We start from the raw sequence: 19394 nt of genomic DNA, 5'->3' as shown, positions 1-19394 counted from the left end.
TCCCGGCGTTGCACCGCAGCAACGCCCCGTTATAACGACCGGCCCCGCTGCCGTTTTTACAAGCGGGTTCGGTGAAGGATTTCTATGCTTTACAACGCTTATGAAATTCAGCGTTCGTTGCTCGCAGGTGCGAGCGCGATGGCGAATTTCAGCGCGGGTCTGCTCAACAACCCCGCAAATCCCTTCGCCTATTTCGGCGGTGGCCCGGTGCTGGGCTCCGCTCTCGAAGTTTTCGCACATGCCAGCGCGCCGCGCGGCAAGCCCGAATTCGGGCTCGATAATACGCTCGTCGACGGCAGGCTGGTCGACGTCCATGAAGAGATCGTGCTCCGCAAGCCCTTCGGCCAGCTCAAGCATTTCAAGCGCGATGGCGTGGAGGGCGGGCCGAAGCTGCTGATCGTCGCGCCCATGTCTGGCCATTACGCGACGCTGCTGCGCGGCACCGTTGAGCGGATGCTGCCAGGCCATGACGTGTACATCACCGATTGGCGCGATGCGAAGCTGGTGCCGCTGGCGGATGGCAAGTTCGATCTCGACGATTATATCGATTACATCATCGAATTCCTGGCGTTCATCGGCAAGGATGGCGATCCCCGGCCGCATATGCTGGCGGTGTGCCAGCCTTCGGTGCCCTGCTTCGCCGCGGCTGCGCTGATGAGCGCCGACAAGCACCCCAATCGTCCGCGCACGCTGACGATGATGGGCGGGCCGATCGACACTCGCGAGGCACCCACCGCGGTCAACACGCTTGCCACCGAACGGCCGCATAGCTGGTTCGAGCAGAATGTCATCGCGACGATTCCGATGACCTATCCGGGCGCGGGGCGTAAGGTCTATCCGGGCTTCCTGCAGCTTGCCGGTTTCATGACGATGAACCTTGGCAACCACATGATTTCGCATTGGGAGATGTTCAAGCATCTCGTCCAGGGCGATGGCGAGGGTGCCGAGGCGACGATGCGCTTCTACGAGGAATATCGCTCGGTCTGCGACATGACTGCCGAATTCTATCTCCAGACGATCGATACCGTGTTCCAGGATCATTCGCTGCCCAAGGGCACGATGACGCATCGAGGACGCCTGGTGGACGCGGGCGCGATCACCGACATCGCGGTGCTCGCGATCGAGGGCGAGAAGGATGACATTTCCGGCATCGGCCAGACCAAGGCGGCGCTGACGCTTTCGACCGCTTTGCCCAAGAAGATGAAGCAATATTATCTGGCGGCCGATGTCGGCCATTACGGTATCTTCAACGGATCAAAGTGGCGCAACCGGATCGCGCCGGTGGTGGACGAATGGATCGCCCGGCATAACGGCTGAGCCGCGCCGCGTCACTCGTAACTGCTGGTTGCGATCACGCTCCATACGAACCACGCGATCCCCGCCCAGATCGCGACGATGATCGCGATCCCAAACAGACTTACCGGACGCTCGGTCTCGATCGCTGCGCGGGCGCGGTGCTCGGTCATCAGATCGGCTGGGACGAGTTTTTCGAACAGCCAGATGCCGAGAGGGATCATCACCGCATCATCGAGCAGGCCGATTACCGGAATGAAATCGGGGATCAGGTCGATCGGCGACAGGGCGTAGGCCGCGACAAACAGTCCCACCAGCTTGGCCGCCAGCGGTGTGCGCGGATCGCGCGCGGCCAGCCACACGGCGTGTGCTTCGGTCCGGATGCGATGTGCGAGGCTTTGTCCCATGGTTGATGGTTGGCCCGCGTCTTTCAGGGGGTCAAGCCATGCGGTGGCCATCCCGCCGCTCGCCGGGGATTTAGGCAGGGGATCAGCCCTCCGCCGTTGTCCCGACCACGGCATGGCTGCCGCTCTCGTCGCTCTTCACCTTGCCTCCGAATAGCATCTTGAGCTTGCCGGTTAGGCTCATATCGGTCTCCCACAGTTCGGCGCTGTCGATGTCAAAGCGCAGCAGCGCAAGATTGGGATCGTCCTTGCCGCCGGGAAACCAGGCCTCGACTTGCGGATTCCACAGTTTTTCGATCTGGGCGAGATCATTGTCGATCGTCGCATCGCCGTCGAAGCAGGCGAAATAGTCATGCCCTTTCGAGATGAAATGCGCCATCGCCCTGCCGCCCTTGGCGAGGCGATTGTCCTTGCCGATGAAGAAGAACAACGTGTCGACCTGTTCCTCGTCGAGCTGCGCGGTGATCGGGATATGATGCTCGTGGCTTTCCATCAGGCCCATCATCAAAAATGGGCTGTCGGCCAGCTTCTTCCACAGATCGGCTTTGAGTTCGGCAGTGTCGGCCACGTGGGGGCTCCTCGAGACTGGGGTGTCCCCAAGTAACGAGCGCCCCGGTCAGGCGTTCCCCAAAGCCGCCGCTGCGCCCAGCAATTCCAGATCGTTACGGTTGACGAGTGCCAGGGGAACTTCGGAAAGCTGGCGGCGGAACGCGGCCTTGCTTTCCATCCGGTGGCGAAGATCGGGCTCGGCGAGCTGCGACTGCAGCGCGCGCGCGATCGCGCCGGTGAAGAACACCCCATCCCACGCGCCGAACGCCATTGCGAGATCGCCGGCGAAACTGCCCAGATGCTGCGTGAACATCCGGACGACCGCCGTCGCCACCGGGTCGCGCCCAATGGCGCGGGTCACGTCCTCGGGTCGGGCGAGCTTATGGCCATCCGACAAGGCCTCATAAGCGAGCAGCAGCCCGGGGGCGCTCAGCAGCATTTCGACATCGGGGGCGTGCCTCTTCTTCGCGCAGAAATCGGCGAACTTGCGCTCGTCCGGGGTGACGGCAGCGAAGTTCATATGTCCGGCCTCGCTTTGCACCGGCGTAATACGGCCCCCGGCGCTGGTCAGCGCTGCGACGCCCAGACCGGTGCCGACCCCGATCACGAGATAATTCCCGCCGGACTCCACCGCGCGGGGATGGGGCCCGTGGAGCCGGGTGAAGGCGGAATCGGGCAGAAGCGTGAGCGCCAGCGCGTTGGCCGCGCATTCGTTGAGTGCGCGCGGCGGCGCCCGCAGCACTGCCTCCACACCCGATAGCGAGATATACCAGCGGCTGCCGGTCAGGTTGATAAGGTCCCCGCGTGCGGCGCCCGCCACAGCCAGCACGCTGGGCAGGCGCGCTTCGCGGAGGCCAACGGCGGTGAGATAGGCAACCAGAGCGCTGGTGAAGGTCGGGTGGTCGCAGGTCATGAATCGGCGCACATCGCGCGGCTCCAGCCCCGCGTCTCCGCCGGTCAATCCAAACCGCACCGATTGGCGGCCGATATCGGCCACCAGCGCCAGCTCGCCCATGCAGCCCTCTCCCTTCGTGCCTTCCATTACGGAAGTGCACAGCTGTTATCGCTAACACCTGTTACGAAAGTGACAAGAGCCGATGCGTGCTTCGCCCCCCTTGCAAGGGAGGGGAGTTCGAGCGGAGCGGTCCGGACGCGCAACAGAAAAGGCCGGGGATCGAGCCCCGGCCCTTTCAAACTTCGCCTTGATCGCCTCCCATCAAGCGGGAGGGGCGGAGGCGCCTTACAGAACCTCGAACAGCCCTGCCGCGCCCATGCCGCCGCCGACGCACATCGTGACGACGACATATTTCGCGCCGCGGCGCTTGCCTTCGATCAGCGCGTGGCCGGTGCAGCGTGCGCCGGTCATGCCATAGGGGTGGCCGATCGAGATCGAGCCGCCATTGACGTTCAGCAGCTCATTCGGGATGCCCAGCACGTCCTGACAGTAAAGCACCTGCACGGCGAACGCTTCGTTCAGCTCCCACAGGCCGATATCTTCCATCTTGAGGCCGAAGCGCTTGAGCAAGGCGGGGACGGCATAGACCGGGCCGATGCCCATCTCGTCGGGCTTGGTGCCCGCCACTGCCATGCCGACATAGCGCCCCAGCGGGGTGAGGCCGCGCTGCGAGGCGAGCCTTTCTTCCATCAGCACGCTGGCCGAGGAGCCGTCCGAAAGCTGCGAGGCGTTGCCCGCAGTCACCGTGCCGTTCGGCAGGACCGGCTGGAGCGACTTCAGGCCCTCGAGCGTGGTGTCGGCGCGATTGCCTTCATCCTTGGTGAGCGTCACTTCCTTCTGGCTGACTTCCTTGGTCTCCTTGTTCACGACGTTCATCGTCGCGGTGACCGGCACGATTTCGTCGTCGAACTTGCCGGCGGCCTGCGCGGCGGCGGTGCGCTGCTGCGACTGGAGGGCATATTCGTCGCAGCGATCGCGGCTGATGCCATAGCGCGCGGCGACGACTTCGGCGGTCTGCAGCATCGGCATATACACATCATTGTGCATCGCCAGGAGCTCGGGATCGGGCTGGACGCGCATCTGCGGCGTCTGGACCAGGCTGATCGATTCAAGCCCGCCGCCGACGGTGATGTCCATATTGTCGACGATGATCTGCTTGGCGGCGGTGGCGATCGCCATCAGGCCCGATGCGCACTGGCGATCGATCGACATGCCCGAAACCGTGGTGGGCAGCCCGGCGCGGAGCGCGACCTGGCGAGCGATGTTGCCAGCGGTGCTGCCCTGCTGGAGTGCGGCGCCGAAGACGAGATCGTCGATCTGGCCGCCTTCGATCCCGGCGCGCTCGACTGCGGCCTTCACCGAATGGCTGCCAAGCGTCGGGGCGGGCAGATTGTTGAACGCCCCGCGATAGGCGCGGCCGATCGGCGTGCGGGCAGTGGAGACGATGACTGCGGTACGGGACATTGGCTTTCTCTCTTCTCTAACTCGTCACCCCAGCGAACGCTGGGGTCTCATGCAGCATGGATGCCAGCGGTCGCCGGCAGGATGATGGGGTTAAACGTAAATCAGGCTGATCCACTCGGCGATCAAGGCCGGCTTTTGCTCGCCTTCGATCTCAAGCGTGAATTCGTTGATCTGCTCCCAAACGCCGGGCTTGCGCTCGGTTAGGGAGAGCAGCTTGAAGCGGCCGCGGACGCGCTTGCCTGAGCGTACGGGCTGCATGAAGCGGGTTTTGTTGCCGCCATAATTCACGCCCATCTTCACGCCTGCGATGGCGGGCGTGTGCGTTCGGGCGGCCAGCATCGGCATCAGCGAGAGCGACAGGAAGCCATGCGCGATCGTGCCGCCGAACGGAGTCTGCGCGGCGCGGACGGGATCGACATGGATGAACTGGTGGTCGCCGGTGGCGTCGGCGAAGGTATCGATCATCTTCTGTGTCACTTCGACCCAGTCGGACACGCGCTCGGTGCCGATGCTCTGGGCCAGCTGCTCGATCGTGATCGTATCCACAGAGACTATCCCTCCGCGCGCGTTTCTCGCATAGCGCATGGCATCCCTAAGAACCTGCCGGGGCTCCCGCAAGCCTCGCAAGACCGAGAATATGAAAATGTCATCTGACGTAGCGTCCGCCCCTCGGCAAGCCATGAAGAAGTTGCACCGTGCGAGCGAACCCGATGTTCTAAAGCCGCTTCTGGAGCGCGCGCGACTCGCACCCGAGTCGCGCGGGCGCGTGATGGGGCATGCGCTGGGGCTGCTCGCCGATCTGCGCGCGGCACAGAATAAAGGCTGGGTGAACCAGTTCCTGCAGGAGTATCGGCTCAATTCGTCTGAGGGCGTGGCGCTTCTGTCGCTGGCCGAAGCATTCCTCCGCGTGCCTGATCCCGAGACGGCCGATCTGCTGATCGCAGACAAGATGGGAGATGCCGACTGGAAGGCGCATGCCGGCAAGTCAAACTCGCTGCTCGTCAATTCGGCGACCTGGGGGCTGGTGTTGGGCCGCGCGGTGGTGGGCGGCGAGAGCGGCGGCGCGCTCAGGCGGCTGATCGCGCGCGCGGGCGAGCCCTTTGTCCGCCAGGCGGTGGGTGCCGCGATGAAGATGATGGGCGAGGTCTTTGTGATGGGCCGCACCATCGATGAAGCGATGAAGCGGATGAAGAAGCCCGAAAATGCCGGATTCACGGCGAGCTTCGACATGCTGGGCGAGGCGGCGCGGACCAAGGCGGATGCCGAGCGCTATTTTGAAGCCTATTTCGGCGCGATCCGCGCAGTGGGGCAGGATCCCAAAGCAGGCCATTCGATCTCGGTGAAACTCTCCGCGCTGCACCCGCGCTATGAGGTCGGCCAGTATGACAAATGCGTGCCCGAACTGACGGACATGCTCGCACAGCTCGCCTCCGAAGCCTGTGCACAGGGGATTCCTCTCACCGTCGATGCCGAGGAGAGCGAGCGGCTGGAGATGAGCCTGGACATTATCGGCGCCGTGGCCAAGCGGCCCGAGCTCAAGGGCTGGGACGGTTTCGGCATGGCCGTGCAGGGCTATGGCAAGCGCTGCCGCGCGGTGATCGCTTGGGCCGACGGTCTAGGTCGCCCGATGAACGTCCGGCTGGTCAAGGGCGCCTATTGGGACAGCGAGATCAAGCGCACCCAGGTCGAGGGGCTTTCGGATTACCCGCTCTTCACCCGCAAGGCGGCCACGGACGTATCGTACCTGGCCTGCGCGCGCGACATGCTGGACGCGAAGAACATCGTCCCCGCCTTTGCCAGCCACAATGCACTTACCGTCGCGACGATCCTCGAATGGGCGTGTGATGATCGCAATTTCGAGTTCCAGCGGCTTCATGGCATGGGCGAGGGCCTCTATGAGCGGTTGGTCCGCGAAGAGGGCTACAAGTGCCGCATCTATGCGCCCGTCGGGGGGCACCGCGATCTGCTCGCCTATCTGGTCCGCCGTCTGTTGGAGAATGGTGCCAATTCGAGCTTCGTCCATCAGCTTGCCGATGAGGGGCTGAGCGAAGCGGAATTGCTCGCTGATCCGGTCGAGAAAATCTCGGCCATTGGCGGCACGCGGCATCCGAGCATCCCGCTGCCTAGGGATCTGTTCGGTGCGTGGAAGAATTCGGCGGGTATCGACCTGCAGGAAAAGGAAATCCTCGCCGAGACCGCCGCCGCGATCAAGGCGACGCCCTTCACGCCTCAGGGCGCTTGGAAAGGCTCGGTGGCGGACAGCGTGACTGCCGCGCAGGCGGCGTTCGCCGATTGGTCCGCCACCAGCGTCGCGCAGCGTGCGCAGGTCATGGAGCGGCTGGCCGATCTGCTCGAGGACAACCGCATCGAATTGATGGGGCTGGCGGTCAAGGAAGCGTACAAGACCATTCCGGATGCGCTGGGCGAAGTGCGCGAAGCCGCCGATTTCTGCCGTTACTATGCGATGCGCGCGCGGGACGACATGGCGCCGATCGTGCTGCCCGGTCCGACCGGCGAGCGCAACGAGATGCGGCTTGAGGGCCGCGGCGTATGGGCCACGATCGCGCCGTGGAACTTCCCGCTCGCGATCTTCCTCGGCCAGTGCGTGGCAGCGCTGGTAACGGGCAACACCGTGGTGGCCAAGCCCGCGCCGCAAACCCCCGAGATTGCGCGTGCCGCGGTACGTCTGGCGCATCAGGCGGGCGTGCCTGCCGATGCGCTGATCCTCGTCCCCGGCGGCCCGGAAGTGGGCGCGGCGCTCACTGCCGATCCGCGCATCGCGGGCGTCGCCTTTACCGGCTCGACGCCTACCGCGCGCAAGATCGCAAAGGCGCTGCTGGAGGACGACAATCGCCCGCTGGTGCCGCTGATCGCCGAGACCGGCGGGATCAACGCGATGATCGTCGATTCGACCGCGTTGCCCGAACAGGTCGTGGCCGATGTGCTCACCTCATCCTTCCGCTCGGCTGGCCAGCGCTGCTCGGCGCTCCGGCTCCTCCTGCTGCAGGAGGAGATCGCCGAGAACGTCATCGAGATGCTGCGCGGGGCGATGGAGTTGCTGGTGATCGGCGATCCCGGCGATCCGCGCACCGATGTCGGCCCGGTGATCGACAAGCCGGCCTATGAGCGGCTGATGGGCTATCGCGAGGGCGTGAAGGGCAAGTGGCTGAAGACGGTCCCCGTGCCAGCAAACGGCCTGTTCGTGCCGCCCACCCTGATCCGCATCGACGCGATCGAGGAGCTGACCGCCGAATGGTTCGGCCCGATCCTCCACGTCGCCACCTGGCCCGCAGGCCAGCTGACCGAGACGATCGACCGCGTGAACGCCAAGGGCTTCGGCCTCACCATGGGCCTCCACAGCCGCATCGCCCGCTCGGGGGAAGTGGCCGAGGCGCGGGCGAAGGTCGGCAATCTCTACATCAACCGCTCGATGATCGGTGCGGTGGTGGGCAGTCAGCCCTTTGGCGGCGAGGGCCTCTCGGGCACCGGCCCCAAGGCGGGCGGCCCGCACTACCTCCACCGCTTCTGCGCCGAACGTTCGGTATCGGTCGACACCACCAGCGCGGGCGGTAATGCGACGCTGCTGTCGCTGGATGAGGGTGGAATCTAGCGGCGGTCGCGAATAGCTCCGTCACTCCACCAAATACTCTCCGTCATCCCCGCGAAAGCGGGGACCCAGAGCCAAGACCGGCGTCGCCTGTAACCCTGGGTCCCCGCTTCGGCGGGGATGACGAACGTGTACTTCCCTTTCACCCGATCAGCCTCCAGGTCGCATCTTCGTCGAGTCCGTCGCGCCATGGTGGCGCGGCCAGCGGCCTCCATGGTCTTTCGCAGCCAACGAAAGACCGAGGAGAAGACCGATGCTGTTCCATGTTTCCACGGATGCCCAGAATCCGCAGCGCGTCGCCAGCGTGATCGCCCAGCTATGGGATGGCGTCGCTACGCCCTTCCCGGCGGTGATCGAAGGTAGCTGGATCGCGATGGCCGGCGATGCGCGCAACAGCGCGATCGAATTCTATCCCGCCGGCACCGTGCTGGTGCAGGGCGAAGGCGAAGAGGGCGGGCATGGCGAGATCCGCAGGCAAAGCGGCGGTTCTCCGATGCATTTCGCCATGGCCACGCAAAAGAGCATCCCGGAAGTGCGTGCGATCGCAGAGAGCCATGGCTGGCCCGTCAAGGTGTGCAGCCGCGGCGGCGCGTTCCATGTCATCGAGCTCTGGCTCGAAGGCGTGAACATGATCGAAGTGCTTACGCCCGAAATGCAGGCCGAGTATCTCGAAGCCTTTACCGTGAAGAACTGGCAGGGCTTCCTCGCGCAGCATGCGCTGGCCAACGCCGCCTGAACTTTATTCGCCCGGCTCCACGCTCTCCTGGGCGGCCTGGAGCGGGGCGAAGAAGTTTATCCCCTCCGCGTCGAAGCGCTTGAGGATCTCCATCGCCACGCGGTGCTTCTTCTCGTCTGCCGCGTCGGCGCTGGGGGAGGGGCTGTCGAACTCGATATCGAAGTTCATCGAGCTTTGCGCAAAGTCCGCCAGCCACGCCTTGCCGAAGATGCACCCCTCGGATTCGACAGCGGCGCGCACGATATCGGGCACCATCGCGGCTTTCTCGCCGGGGGTGGTATAGGCCAGCCGGATGGTCAGCGTGACGCGGCGATATTCGCGGTTCGAATTGTTGAGCAGTTCGTAATCGAGCAGCTTCTTGTTGGCGATGATCCGCTCCTCGCCATTGGGCCCGCGGATGCGCGTGGATTTTAGCCCGATCCGCTCGACCTTACCCTTGGAGCTGCTGAACGCGATATTGTCGCCGATGCGGAAGGGCTTGTCGAAGATGATCGCCAGCGCGGCGAAGAGATCGGCGAAGATGCCCTGCGCTGCCAGGCCGATCGCGATGCCGCCGATGCCCAGACCGGCGACCAGCCCGGTGACGTTCACGCCCAGATTGCTCAGCACGACAACGGTGGCGATCGCGAAGAGCACAATGGTCACCAGCATCCGGATAATGCCGATCGCGCTGCTCAGCCCGGTGCCCTGATAATCCTCCTGGCTGGTCTTGTGCTCCACCGCGCCGAAGATGAACTCGCGCAACCATATCGCCGCCTGAAACACCGCTGCGATGGTGAAGAGAAAGCTGACCGTCGACGCCACCATCGCCGGCGGATTGGCATAGCCGGAGACGAGCTTGATCGACGTCATCAGGATAAAGAAATGGCCGGTCTTCGAAACCGCGCGGCCAAGGATCGAATACCAGTTGGCGACCCCGGCACCCCGCTTGCACATGTGAAGGCCCCAGCGCCGGACGGCGTGGAGCGCGAAGAAGATCGCGATCGCGATTCCGCTGGCGATCAGGATGTTGAGCCAATGGCTCTGCATCCAGATCGTCGCATCGTGGAAAAAGGTCTGCGCCTGTACCTGCAGCTCGTCGCCAGTGGGCAGGGCGGGCTCTTTGCGTGTCGCGTTGGTAATCATGCTGCCTTTTTGCGGCTGGGAGTTCGGATCAGTTCTTCCAGATACGCGATCAGGCCGCGTTCGTAACGGTTAAGATGCGCGGTCGCACGCGGCAGGCACAGCGCCTCGCGAAACGCGGCCTGCGCGTCGCGGTCCTTGGCCAGCGCGATCAATCGGGGGTGCACATAGGATTTGCGCGCGATCGACGGCGTATTGCCCAGCGCGGCGGTCACGGGCTCCAGCACGGATTTGATGCCGATATAGCCATCGGCGCAGGCCAGCGCCTCGAACGCCAGCACGCTCGCGCCCCAGGTGCGGAAATGCTTGGCGGTGAAATCCTCGTTCATCGCCTCGCGGATATAGGCGTTCACGTCGGTCGAGGTGACCGGGTGCGGTTCGCCCGCATCGTCCAGCCAGCGGAACAGGTTCTGCCCGGGCAAATCCTGCATCTTCTTCACAAAGCGGCTGAGCGATCCATCGGTGATCGTCATCACGCGCAGCTTGCCAGATTTGGCGCGGAACTGGAGCTTCAGGCTCGATCCCTTCACCTTGGCGTGGCGCTTGCGCAGCGTGGTTGCACCGAAGCTCTTGTTGCTCTGGGCGTAGCTCTCATTCCCGACGCGGATCGTGCCGAGATCGAGCAGCCGCACCACCGCCGCCACCGCCTTTTCCTTGCAGAGCCCGCGCAGCTTCAGATCGGCCTCCACCTTGCGGCGAAGGCGGGGCAGATGCTCGCCAAAGACAGCGCAGCGGTCATATTTCGCCGCCTCCTGCGCCTCGCGGAACCCGCTATGATAGCGATATTGCTTGCGGCCCTTGTCATCCTTGCCGGTCGCCTGGATGTGCCCGCGCGGATCGGGGCAGAACCATGCATCGGTATAAGCGGGCGGCAGGCCGATCGCGTTCAGCCGGTCGATCTCGTCGCGATCGGTGATGCGGTTGCCCTGCGGGTCATAATAGCCCCAGCCATGACGGACCTTCTTGCGGGTGATCCCGATCTCCTGATCGTCGACATAGACAATGTCCGTGCTTGCCATGGGCCTCCCTCGCAACATCGCGGTCAATGCGCGGCTCACCGCTTCGTTCCGGGAACCGCGCGGCGGGCCACGCGCTTGGAAGCCGACAATATTGGAGCTTCCCCATGACTGATCTCGCCAAAACCCGCGTGCTGATGCTTGCCACCGATGGCTTCGAGCAGGACGAGTTGCTCAAGCCCCGCCAGGCGCTGATTGAGGCGGGTGCGCAAGTGACGCTCGCATCGCTCAAGCGAAACCCGATCACCGGGGAGAAAGGCGGCGAGAAGGGCGAGAGCATCACCCCCGATGCGCTGATTTCCGAAGTCGATAGCCGGGATTTCGATGCGCTGGTCCTGCCGGGTGGAGTGGGCAATCCGGACAAGTTGCGGATGGACGACCGTGCCGTTGATCTGGTCGAGGAGTTCATGGAAGACGACAAGATCGTCGCCGCGATCTGCCATGCGCCATGGCTGCTGGTGGAGGCCGATGTCGTCGACGGGCGTACCGCGACGAGTTGGCCTTCGATCCGTACCGACCTGGCGAATGCGGGGGCGGATGTGGTCGATCAGGAAGTCGTCGTCGATGGCAACCTGATCACCAGCCGCAAGCCTGACGATATCCCCGCGTTCAATCGGGCGATCATCGCGGCGCTGTCGAAGGCCGATTAGAGCCGGACCGTCACGGCGCTTTCTCGCGGCCGTTTCCAGTCGTTGATCGCGCGCTGAGCCGGCCTTTCCACCAGGTGATACAAAGCGGAAGAGCTTGCCAGCACCAGCGACAGATACAGCGCGATCAACGGTAGCGGCACCGAATGCGTATCCTCGACGAATGCCAGCTTGAATGCGAACCAGAGCAGGTAATGCGCCAGATAGGTCGCGTAGCTTATCTCGCCCAGATAATGGAGCGGGCCGGCTTCCAGAGGCGATCCGCGCGTGAGCGCCAGCGCCAGCAGTGCGGCGGCAAAAGCGGCAGGTGCGGCGAATGTTTCGGGCAACAGGCCGGTGATCGCAGCAGCTGCCAGCAGCAAGGCGAGCGCGGCGCTGATCGCGGCGGGCATATGCCAGCGCTCGCGCCAGCGCAGCCACAGCGCGCCGATGGCGGTGCCGCAGGCGAATTGCAGCACGCAGCGGATCAGCCCCAATTGGGTGATTTCCTGCCCCAATTGCGTCGCGCCGCGAAACGCGAAGATGCTGTGCAGCACGCTCAGCAGCGCCGCAATGATCGCGAGGATCGCCAGCGTCGGCACGCGGCGCCAGTCGATCGCCAGCGCAAGCAACGGAAACAGCAGATAGGCACCCAGCTCGCACGAGATCGACCAGGCGGGATCGTTCCAGCTCAGATGCTGGGTGAAGCCCCAATTCTGGAGCAGCAGGATATGCAGCGGCAGTTCCGCCAGCGGGAAAGCCTGCGTGTCGCGGCCTGCGGCATGCAGCGCCAGCGCCAGCGCCGCTCCCACGCCGAGCATGAAGATATGCAGTGGCCAGATCCGGGCGATCCGGCGCTTGAAGAATTCGGGCAGCGCCGCCGCGCCGCCGCTGCGGATGCGCGCCGCATAACTGTTCCAGATCACGAAGCCGGAAAGCAGGAAGAAGAAATCCACCGCCAGATAGCCGTGGCCGAACACCGCCTTTGCCATGTCAGGAAGGCCGGGGATCGAATCGCGAATATGGAACAGCACCACCATCCACGCGGCGATCCCGCGAACGCTGGTCAGCGCCTTGAGTTCGTGCGTCATGCCGAAGCCAGCCGCGGCTTGCGCAATGGCCGCCAGCTCATTTCCTCGCGTTTGCGCGCGAGATAGGTGTCCAGCCCGATCTGCGCGCCGATCAGCATGTAGACGAACGGCTGGAAGGCGATGGCGATGAAGCAGCTTCCCAGCAGATAGATGATGTGCGCGTTCTGGAGCGCGCTGGCCAGCGGCGCGATCCATTGCTCGCCTTCCGCCGGCTTCTTGTAGCGGCGGCGCAGTACCTCCATCCGGAATATACCGATCAGGTTGATCAGCAGCCAGATGATCAGCCCGGGATAGCCCTGTTCGCCCAGCATCTCGAAATAGGAGCTGTGATAGGCCCGCGCCTTGTCGATCTCCCAGCTCCGCTTGATCACCATATGGCCGGTGCCGTCGTCGACCATCGCCACCTTTTCATAGCGGATCTGGTTCTGGCGATACGTCTCGAAGCCGCCGCCCATCGGGTGGTTCTTCACATAGGCCATCGTCCATTTCCAAACCTCGATGCGGGTCGAGGCGGATGCGTCTGCCTTGTAGGTCTGGATCGTCTCCATCCGCTCGGTGAAGGCCGAGGGGAGGAAGGGCACGGCGACGAGGCCCAGGGTTGCCAGGCCCGCCAGATAGACCAAGGGCCGCTTGAAGTCGCGGATCATCAGGATCGCGAGCAGGAGGATGCACAACAGCCCGGTGCGCGTCGACGTGCCGACCGGGATGAGCAGGCACGCGAAGACGAGCGCGTAGCAGAACAGTTTCACCCGCCAGTCGGGCGCGAAGATGGTGCCGAACCTGGTGAACCACAGGATCAGCGGGATGATCGCGATCGCCACCATCGAGATGGTCGAGCCTTCGTAAAGCCCCGAATTGTTGGTCACCATCAGGTTGAGCTCGCCATAGCCGCCACCCGAGCCCACGGTCTTGATGCCGCCGACGATGATGATCGACGAGGCGGAAAGCACCATGAACAGCAACAGGCTCTCGATCCGCAGCTTGGTGCGCAGCGTCAGCGGGAGGAACGCGGCAAAGGCCAGCGCCTTCCACACCCACGCCCATTTGTCCTGCGCCTCCATCGGGAAATCGGCGTGCATGGTGGTGTAGTAGCAATAGGCCAGCAGCAGCACGATCAGCCCCTGGCGCGGGGCGATGCGCACGTCGCGCTTCTCGTCCACCGCAAGCCAGCCAAGTACCGCCAGCCCCACCGCGATCAGCGAGATCGGCACCGAATTGAGCAGGATATAGGTCAGCCGCTGCGGCGAGACGATGTCGATATAGACATAGGCCAGCACGAACAGGAACGGGCGGCGAAACCCGGTCGCAAAGAGCGCGGCGAGGAATGCGACGAAGACGAGATCACGCACCGGGCTTGCCCCAGCGGCGCTTCTTCGCCTTATCGTCGCCGTCGCGCGGGCTCGGCTCGGAATCGAGGTCAGGGCGGCGCATCAGCAGGAATGCCGCGAGCAGCATCAGCCCGTGCGAGATCGCAAGCGATAGATTGTCGATCATGCCCGGCCACGCGCTCCTTTCATCCCCGCGTGTAACCAAGGGCAGTTGACGCGCCGTTAAGGGCTGACGTGCGACAACATCGGCATGCGCATCCTCCACATTCTCGACCACGGATTGCCCCTGCACAGCGGCTACACCTTCCGTACCCGCGCCATCCTGAAATCCCAGATCGCGCGCGGCTGGGAGGTGGCGGCGGTGACCGGGCCCAGGCACGGGGATTTCGATGCCTCCGAAGAGGTGGTGGACGGTCTGCAATTCTTCCGCACGCCCGCGGTCAATTCCTCGCTCCCGGTGCTGGGCGAGTTGCGCGAAGTGCGCCGTTTCGCGCGCCGCATCGCCGAGGTCGCGCAAGCGTTCCGCCCCGATATCCTCCATGCCCATTCGCCCGTGCTCGATGCCATGGCAGGGCAGCGCGCGGCGGACCGGCTGGGGCTTCCCCTGGTCTATGAAATCCGAGCCTTCTGGGAGGATGCCGCGGTCGGCAACGGCACCGGCGTAGAGGGCAATTGGAAATACCGGCTCACCCGTGCTCTGGAAACGCGCGCGGTGAAGAAGGCGGATGCCGTCGCGGTGATCTGCGAAGGACTGCGCAACGATCTGGCGCAGCGCGGGATCGATGCCGCCAAAATCTTCGTCTCGCCCAATGGCGTGGACCTGGGCATGTTCGGCGATCCGCTGCCTTACGATGCTGCGCTGGCGAGCGAGCTTGGCGTGGAAGGCGGCGAGACGATCGGCTTTATCGGCAGCTTCTACGATTATGAGGGGCTCGACGTGCTGATCGACGCGATGCCCGAACTGGTGCGGCAACGCCCCTCCATCCATCTCATCCTGGTCGGCGGCGGCCCGTGCGAGGAAGCGCTGCGCAAGCAGGCGGCGGCGTCGCCGGCCGCAGGCCGCATCAAGTTCATCGGCCGCGTGCCGCATCATGAGGTCGATCGCTATTACAGCCTGATCGACGTGCTGGTGTATCCGCGCAAGAAGATGCGGCTGACCGATCTGGTCACGCCGCTCAAGCCGCTGGAGGCGATGGCACAGATGAAGCTCGTCGCGGCCTCCGATGTCGGCGGGCATCGCGAGCTGATCCGCGATGGCGATACCGGCACCCTGTTCCGCCCTGACGACGCGCATGCGCTGGCGCATTCGGTCGCGGGCGTTTTCGCTGATCGGGATCACTGGGATGCGCGGCGCGCAAGGGGCCGCAGCTTCGTCGAGGCGGAACGAAATTGGCTGGTAAACGTCGCGCGTTATGATTCCGTTTACCAAAAGCTCGCAATGTCGCCCCACAAGAGTTCCGCTTGGTCTAACAGGACAGTCGCAAAGGCATGAATCTGCCGCTCGCCCCTCTGGCAGCAGCCCTTCTCGGAGCGTTGGCCGCGCTTGGCGTGCTCGTCATGCCCATCGCCGTGCTCGAGTCGCTGGTGATGGATTCGGGCATTGCCGCCGTGTTCATGGCCGCAGAGCCGCCCTTGGGGTTTACCGCAAGGGCGCTGATCGCGACGGGAGCCGGCACCCTGGCCGCGATCCTTGGCTGGTTCATGGCCTTCGTGCTCGTCGGGACGCGCGGGATCACGATCGGCAAGCGTGACGTGATCCGCGCGCCGCACATGCCGGTCGTCCGCCGCGCCGATGCGCATCCCGATGCACCGCCGCGCGAACCGTTGCTGGCCACGCGCGACCTAGGCACCCCTTTCCTGGAAGTGCGCGCGGCCGCAAATATGAATGGAGAGCAGGACGAAGCGGAAGCCGTGATCGCCCGCGCCCACCCGCCCGCCGCTGTCGAGGTTGAAGCGCCCATTTCCCGGCTGCCGGTTGAGCAACCGCTGCCGCAGGATTTCAATCAGCCTCTCGCGGCCTTCGATCCGCACGCCATTCCCCCGGTCCCGCGTTCCAAGCCGGTGCCGCTCGCGCCGCTGCGTCGCGAGCCTCGCCCTGCGGTGTTCGATGAGACCGAGCGTTTCGAGATATTCGAGCTGACCCCTCCGGTGCGTCCGCAGCCAAAGCCCGCGCCGGTGACGAACTTGCGCGCGCCGGAACCCATTGCGCGGCCAGAAACCGATGCCTCGGTCCATGCCCTGCTCGAACGGCTTGAGCGTGGCGTGGTCCGCCGGGGCCTGGCCACCGGCATGGAAACCGAAGCGCGTCCGCGCGATGCCGAGCGGGGTCTCGAAGATGCACTGGTGACTCTGCGCAATCTCGCGCGCCGCGCCTAGCGATCCTCCACCGTCAGGACTTCGACGGTCGCCGTGACGCTTCCGCCGTCGCGGATCGTTCCCATCACGACCAGTTCCGCCACCAGATAGCCGCGCAGGCTGAATTCGGCGTCACGCAATCCGGCCAGCCAGGCGTCGAGCAGCGGCGATCCCCGCGCGGACAGCGTAAGGATATGCCGCGCGCCCACAAAGGTTGCGCTGGCCCAGCGGACCATATCGGAGCGGGTGATGGCGATCGCGCAGCCCGCGGACTCCGCTTGCGCCACCAGTGAACGCTCCAGCAACGTCGCAGCATCGGGGCCGCGGCTCACAGGCCCGACTCGGCGATAAAGGCTTCGATCCGCGCCGAGATCGCCTCGCCCGGTTCGCGCCCGCGCCGCAGGTCGTGCACCAGCCGCGGATCGCGCACCGCGAGCCGTCCGAATTTGGTGGGCGGCATCTGGGTCCGCCGCAGAAACTTCTCGATCTTCCAATGCACCGACATCGCCTTCGCTCCTCGATTCGCCTATCGATGATCATGATTTGTTCTCATTTCCTACTTGTCTAGGAAAAATCCTACGTCTATGGACCGATTGTGGAACCGCATGCGCAACGGGCCGCCCTTGCGGCGCTGATGGAGGGGCAGGGGCGCAGCTTTGCCGAACTGTCACGCGTGATCGGGCGCAACCCGGCCTATCTGCAGCAATATCTGAAGCGGGGAACGCCGCGGGTGCTGGCGGAGGCGGACCGGGCGATGCTCGCGCGTTATTTGGGCGTGCCGGAAGCGGCGCTTGGCGGGCGCGCAGATGGCAATGCGATCGAAGTGGCGCGAATCGATGTGCGCGCATCGGCGGGGCCGGGCGCACTGGTGGAGGAGGAGGCGCGGCGCCAGCCCGGAATGTTCCCGCCCGCCTTGCTGCGGCAGTTGGGCGTGCGGCCCGCTGCGGCATCGATGATCGCGGTGCGGGGCGATTCCATGTCGCCGCTGCTGGAGGATGGCGACGAGATCCTCGTCGATGGCGATCAGCGCACCGTGAAGGGCCGGGGTGGCGTGTTCGTGGTACGGGTGGATGGCGAATTGATGGTCAAGCGGCTGCGTCCCGCTGTCGGCGGGGTCGAGCTGGTGAGCGACAATCCGGTCTATCCGGTGCGTTTCGTGCGCGATGTGGAAATATTGGGGCGCGTCGCCTGGCTAGGGCGAGCGCTCTGACGGATCAGTCCTTGCGGCGGTCCACCAGCCACACGATCAGCAGTCCGGTGAGCCCTACGGCAAGCCCGGCGACGAATCCGACCGAAGGCTGGCCCTTTGCCATGCCCACGAAAACGCCGACGATCAGCGCGATCGCGAGAAGGAAGCCGCCGGCCTGGGGGGTGCGTGATGCGTTTGCCATTACGCGCCTTTGCCACGCCATGCGCCCGCGCGCCACAATTGATGGTTTAGGCGGGCTTCACCTTGTTGCGGCGCGATTGCTTCAACCTTGCATGCGCATGGAGGCGGCATGAACCTTTTCGAGCCCCACGCGAACGCAACCCCCATGCTCCCCTATCTGGCCGACGCGCTTCAGGTAGCGGACGCGACGCAGCTCATCGCCAATTTCGGCGACAATGCGGGTTGCGAAGCGGCTGCGCGCGCGGATCATTATCGCGATCTGGGCAACGCGCTCGGTTTCTGCCGCTGGCGTCAGATCGAGCGGCTGATCGTGCTGCTTTCGATCGGTCGCGCCGTCGGCACGGTGCATTAAGCCGCACGGCACCCTATCTGCCACCGCGAACCAGATAGCGGAGGCCATATGGCGCGCATTGCACGCATCGAACGAACCGGCGGACCCGAGGTAATCCAGTGGGTGGATGTGGACCTGCCACCGCCCGGCCCCGGTGAAGTGCGGATGCGCAATACGGCTGTCGGGCTGAACTTCATCGACACCTATTTTCGCTCGGGTCTTTATCCCGTCGCGCTGCCCAGCGGGCTGGGCGGCGAGGCCGCAGGCGTAGTGGAAGCGGTGGGCGAGGGCGTATCCGGGCTCGCACCAGGGGATCGCGTCGCAACCTTCGGCCCCGCGCTTGGTGCCTATGCGAGCGAGCGCAACGTGAGCGCAGCCTCGCTGTTCAAGCTGCCCGCCGACATTTCAGACGAAACCGCCGCTGCCGCCCTGCTCAAGGGCGGCACGGCCGAGTTCTTGATCGAGCGCTGCGCCAGGGTGCAGCCCGGCTGGACCGTGCTCGTTCATGCCGCGGCCGGCGGCGTCGGCCAGATCGCGGTGCGCTGGCTCAAGGCGATCGGCGCACGGGTGATCGCGACCGTCGGCAGTGAGGCGAAGGTGGCGCTGGCAAAGGAAGCTGGCGCGGATCACGTGCTGGTCTCGCGTGGCGAGGGTGTGGCCGCTTTCGTCCGCGAGGTCACCGGCGGCGTTGGCGTCGATGTGGTGCTCGATGGCGTCGGCAAGGCGATGTGGAAGGAATCGGTCGCGTCGACCAAGCGTCGGGGGCTGGTGGTGAGCTTCGGCAATGCCAGCGGTCCGGTGGACGGCGTGCATCTGGGCGAGCTCGCCCGCGCCGGATCGATCTTCGTCACCCGCCCGACGATGTTCGATTATTACGTCACGCCCGAGGAACGCGCCGCGGGCAGCGAGCGGCTGTTCGAGATGCTTCGCACCGGCGCGATCCGTGCCGACATCAACCAGAGCTTTGCACTGGAGGATGCCGCAGAAGCGCATCGCGCTCTGGAAGCGGGCGAGACAACCGGATCGACCGTGCTGCTGCCATAAGTCCCTCTCTCCACTTGCGGGGAGAGGGTGGCCGCGCGAAGCAAGGCCGGGAGAATGGCTATCCTCTCGCGCACGCCCAGCGA

General features: G+C 64.7%; 22 protein-coding genes. 9 read left to right on the top strand and 13 right to left on the bottom strand.

What is annotated here, in order from left to right:
• Positions 1–84: 84 nt before the first annotated feature.
• Positions 85–1317 (top strand): polyhydroxyalkanoate depolymerase, encoded by a 1233-nt coding sequence (locus tag SSO01S_RS07415; protein ID WP_066797452.1) that lies wholly within the window; start codon positions 85–87, stop codon positions 1315–1317.
• Positions 1318–1328: 11 nt separating this feature from the next.
• Here SSO01S_RS07415 and SSO01S_RS07410 read toward each other — a convergent pair whose 3' ends face one another.
• From SSO01S_RS07410 to SSO01S_RS07390, 5 genes are all read right to left on the bottom strand, one after another.
• Positions 1329–1700, bottom strand: coding sequence for a YkvA family protein (locus SSO01S_RS07410; RefSeq protein WP_066797450.1), 372 nt, complete (start codon positions 1698–1700; stop codon positions 1329–1331).
• Between the two features lie 82 nt (positions 1701–1782).
• A complete protein-coding gene (locus SSO01S_RS07405; protein ID WP_066797446.1) occupies positions 1783–2265 on the bottom strand; it encodes a pyridoxamine 5'-phosphate oxidase family protein in 483 nt (160 codons plus the stop codon).
• Between the two features lie 48 nt (positions 2266–2313).
• Positions 2314–3261: a glucokinase gene (locus tag SSO01S_RS07400; protein ID WP_066797762.1), complete on the bottom strand. Its 948-nt coding sequence runs from the start codon at positions 3259–3261 to the stop codon at positions 2314–2316.
• Positions 3262–3486: 225 nt separating this feature from the next.
• Positions 3487–4665 (bottom strand): acetyl-CoA C-acyltransferase, encoded by a 1179-nt coding sequence (locus tag SSO01S_RS07395; protein WP_066797436.1) that lies wholly within the window; start codon positions 4663–4665, stop codon positions 3487–3489.
• Between the two features lie 90 nt (positions 4666–4755).
• A complete protein-coding gene (locus SSO01S_RS07390; protein ID WP_281178682.1) occupies positions 4756–5211 on the bottom strand; it encodes a MaoC family dehydratase in 456 nt (151 codons plus the stop codon).
• Positions 5212–5344: 133 nt separating this feature from the next.
• On the opposite strand from SSO01S_RS07390, the gene SSO01S_RS07385 reads away from it, so the two are divergent.
• Together SSO01S_RS07385 and SSO01S_RS07380 are read left to right on the top strand one after the other, a co-directional pair.
• Positions 5345–8275, top strand: a complete 2931-nt coding sequence (locus SSO01S_RS07385) for an L-glutamate gamma-semialdehyde dehydrogenase (RefSeq protein WP_066797432.1) — start codon at positions 5345–5347, stop codon at positions 8273–8275.
• Positions 8276–8525: 250 nt separating this feature from the next.
• Entirely contained in the window at positions 8526–9008 is a 483-nt protein-coding gene (locus tag SSO01S_RS07380; protein WP_066797430.1) for a hypothetical protein, read from the top strand.
• Positions 9009–9011: 3 nt separating this feature from the next.
• Here the strand turns inward: SSO01S_RS07380 and SSO01S_RS07375 are convergent, their stop codons facing one another.
• Together SSO01S_RS07375 and SSO01S_RS07370 are read right to left on the bottom strand one after the other, a co-directional pair.
• Positions 9012–10133, bottom strand: coding sequence for a mechanosensitive ion channel family protein (locus SSO01S_RS07375; protein ID WP_066797428.1), 1122 nt, complete (start codon positions 10131–10133; stop codon positions 9012–9014).
• Positions 10130–11149, bottom strand: a complete 1020-nt coding sequence (locus tag SSO01S_RS07370; protein WP_066797425.1) for a DNA topoisomerase IB — start codon at positions 11147–11149, stop codon at positions 10130–10132. The genes SSO01S_RS07375 and SSO01S_RS07370 overlap by 4 nt, the downstream gene beginning before the upstream one ends.
• 104 nt (positions 11150–11253) lie before the next feature.
• On the opposite strand from SSO01S_RS07370, the gene SSO01S_RS07365 reads away from it, so the two are divergent.
• A complete protein-coding gene (locus tag SSO01S_RS07365; RefSeq protein WP_066797423.1) occupies positions 11254–11796 on the top strand; it encodes a type 1 glutamine amidotransferase domain-containing protein in 543 nt (180 codons plus the stop codon).
• Here SSO01S_RS07365 and SSO01S_RS07360 read toward each other — a convergent pair.
• From SSO01S_RS07360 to SSO01S_RS17735, 3 genes are read right to left on the bottom strand one after another with little or no spacing between them, the layout of a single operon-like run.
• Positions 11793–12863, bottom strand: a complete 1071-nt coding sequence (locus tag SSO01S_RS07360; RefSeq protein WP_066797420.1) for an acyltransferase family protein — start codon at positions 12861–12863, stop codon at positions 11793–11795. The genes SSO01S_RS07365 and SSO01S_RS07360 overlap by 4 nt on opposite strands.
• Positions 12860–14212: a putative O-glycosylation ligase, exosortase A system-associated gene (locus SSO01S_RS07355; RefSeq protein ID WP_066797418.1), complete on the bottom strand. Its 1353-nt coding sequence runs from the start codon at positions 14210–14212 to the stop codon at positions 12860–12862. The genes SSO01S_RS07360 and SSO01S_RS07355 overlap by 4 nt, the downstream gene beginning before the upstream one ends.
• Entirely contained in the window at positions 14205–14357 is a 153-nt protein-coding gene (locus SSO01S_RS17735) for a hypothetical protein (RefSeq protein ID WP_169798333.1), read from the bottom strand. Before SSO01S_RS17735 ends, SSO01S_RS07355 begins: the two co-directional genes overlap by 8 nt.
• An 84-nt stretch (positions 14358–14441) precedes the next feature.
• On the opposite strand from SSO01S_RS17735, the gene SSO01S_RS07350 reads away from it, so the two are divergent.
• Positions 14442–15683 carry a TIGR04063 family PEP-CTERM/XrtA system glycosyltransferase gene (locus tag SSO01S_RS07350; RefSeq protein WP_066797416.1) on the top strand — a complete coding sequence of 414 codons (1242 nt, stop codon included), beginning with the start codon at positions 14442–14444 and terminating at the stop codon, positions 15681–15683.
• The gene (locus SSO01S_RS07345; protein ID WP_066797408.1) at positions 15680–16567 is read left to right on the top strand and encodes a hypothetical protein; all 888 of its coding nucleotides are present in this window, start codon (positions 15680–15682) and stop codon (positions 16565–16567) included. The genes SSO01S_RS07350 and SSO01S_RS07345 overlap by 4 nt, the downstream gene beginning before the upstream one ends.
• On the opposite strand, the gene SSO01S_RS07340 is transcribed toward SSO01S_RS07345, so the two are convergent.
• On the bottom strand, positions 16564–16878 hold the full coding sequence (locus tag SSO01S_RS07340; RefSeq protein ID WP_066797406.1) for a hypothetical protein: 315 nt from the start codon (positions 16876–16878) through the stop codon (positions 16564–16566). The two genes, SSO01S_RS07345 and SSO01S_RS07340, sit on opposite strands and share 4 nt — an antisense overlap.
• The gene (locus SSO01S_RS17730; RefSeq protein ID WP_169798332.1) at positions 16875–17051 is read right to left on the bottom strand and encodes a hypothetical protein; all 177 of its coding nucleotides are present in this window, start codon (positions 17049–17051) and stop codon (positions 16875–16877) included. The genes SSO01S_RS07340 and SSO01S_RS17730 overlap by 4 nt, the downstream gene beginning before the upstream one ends.
• A 90-nt stretch (positions 17052–17141) precedes the next feature.
• Here SSO01S_RS17730 and SSO01S_RS07335 point away from each other — a divergent pair, with 90 nt between their 5' ends.
• Positions 17142–17756, top strand: coding sequence for a S24 family peptidase (locus SSO01S_RS07335; protein WP_245646645.1), 615 nt, complete (start codon positions 17142–17144; stop codon positions 17754–17756).
• Positions 17757–17760: 4 nt separating this feature from the next.
• Here the strand turns inward: SSO01S_RS07335 and SSO01S_RS17545 are convergent, their stop codons facing one another.
• Entirely contained in the window at positions 17761–17937 is a 177-nt protein-coding gene (locus SSO01S_RS17545; RefSeq protein WP_157073680.1) for a hypothetical protein, read from the bottom strand.
• A 108-nt stretch (positions 17938–18045) separates the two neighbouring features.
• On the opposite strand from SSO01S_RS17545, the gene SSO01S_RS07330 reads away from it, so the two are divergent.
• Both SSO01S_RS07330 and SSO01S_RS07325 read left to right on the top strand, forming a co-directional pair.
• Positions 18046–18288 (top strand): hypothetical protein, encoded by a 243-nt coding sequence (locus SSO01S_RS07330; RefSeq protein ID WP_245646643.1) that lies wholly within the window; start codon positions 18046–18048, stop codon positions 18286–18288.
• Between the two features lie 48 nt (positions 18289–18336).
• Entirely contained in the window at positions 18337–19311 is a 975-nt protein-coding gene (locus SSO01S_RS07325) for a quinone oxidoreductase family protein (protein ID WP_066797402.1), read from the top strand.
• Positions 19312–19394: the final 83 nt, after the last annotated feature.

It is taken from the genome of Sphingomonas soli NBRC 100801 (assembly GCF_001591025.1).
In the GTDB taxonomy this organism is placed as follows: domain Bacteria; phylum Pseudomonadota; class Alphaproteobacteria; order Sphingomonadales; family Sphingomonadaceae; genus Sphingomonas; species Sphingomonas soli.
This window is presented reverse-complemented; position numbering and strand designations above follow the sequence as displayed.

Excerpts from the sequence above, each read along its gene's own strand:
- SSO01S_RS07345 (WP_066797408.1), top strand. The coding sequence starts at position 15,680 with ATGAATCTGCCGCTCGCCCCTCTGGCAGCAGCCCTTCTCGGAGCGTTG.
- SSO01S_RS07350 (WP_066797416.1), top strand. The coding sequence starts at position 14,442 with ATGCGCATCCTCCACATTCTCGACCACGGATTGCCCCTGCACAGCGGC.
- SSO01S_RS17545 (WP_157073680.1), bottom strand. The coding sequence starts at position 17,937 with ATGGCAAACGCATCACGCACCCCCCAGGCCGGCGGCTTCCTTCTCGCG.
- SSO01S_RS07370 (WP_066797425.1), bottom strand. The coding sequence starts at position 11,149 with ATGGCAAGCACGGACATTGTCTATGTCGACGATCAGGAGATCGGGATC.
- SSO01S_RS07410 (WP_066797450.1), bottom strand. The coding sequence starts at position 1,700 with ATGGGACAAAGCCTCGCACATCGCATCCGGACCGAAGCACACGCCGTG.
- SSO01S_RS07375 (WP_066797428.1), bottom strand. The coding sequence starts at position 10,133 with ATGATTACCAACGCGACACGCAAAGAGCCCGCCCTGCCCACTGGCGAC.
- SSO01S_RS07360 (WP_066797420.1), bottom strand. The coding sequence starts at position 12,863 with ATGACGCACGAACTCAAGGCGCTGACCAGCGTTCGCGGGATCGCCGCG.
- SSO01S_RS07385 (WP_066797432.1), top strand. The coding sequence starts at position 5,345 with ATGAAGAAGTTGCACCGTGCGAGCGAACCCGATGTTCTAAAGCCGCTT.
- SSO01S_RS17735 (WP_169798333.1), bottom strand. The coding sequence starts at position 14,357 with ATGATCGACAATCTATCGCTTGCGATCTCGCACGGGCTGATGCTGCTC.
- SSO01S_RS07395 (WP_066797436.1), bottom strand. The coding sequence starts at position 4,665 with ATGTCCCGTACCGCAGTCATCGTCTCCACTGCCCGCACGCCGATCGGC.
- SSO01S_RS07330 (WP_245646643.1), top strand. The coding sequence starts at position 18,046 with ATGAACCTTTTCGAGCCCCACGCGAACGCAACCCCCATGCTCCCCTAT.
- SSO01S_RS07400 (WP_066797762.1), bottom strand. The coding sequence starts at position 3,261 with ATGGGCGAGCTGGCGCTGGTGGCCGATATCGGCCGCCAATCGGTGCGG.
- SSO01S_RS07380 (WP_066797430.1), top strand. The coding sequence starts at position 8,526 with ATGCTGTTCCATGTTTCCACGGATGCCCAGAATCCGCAGCGCGTCGCC.
- SSO01S_RS07325 (WP_066797402.1), top strand. The coding sequence starts at position 18,337 with ATGGCGCGCATTGCACGCATCGAACGAACCGGCGGACCCGAGGTAATC.
- SSO01S_RS17730 (WP_169798332.1), bottom strand. The coding sequence starts at position 17,051 with ATGTCGGTGCATTGGAAGATCGAGAAGTTTCTGCGGCGGACCCAGATG.
- SSO01S_RS07365 (WP_066797423.1), top strand. The coding sequence starts at position 11,254 with ATGACTGATCTCGCCAAAACCCGCGTGCTGATGCTTGCCACCGATGGC.
- SSO01S_RS07415 (WP_066797452.1), top strand. The coding sequence starts at position 85 with ATGCTTTACAACGCTTATGAAATTCAGCGTTCGTTGCTCGCAGGTGCG.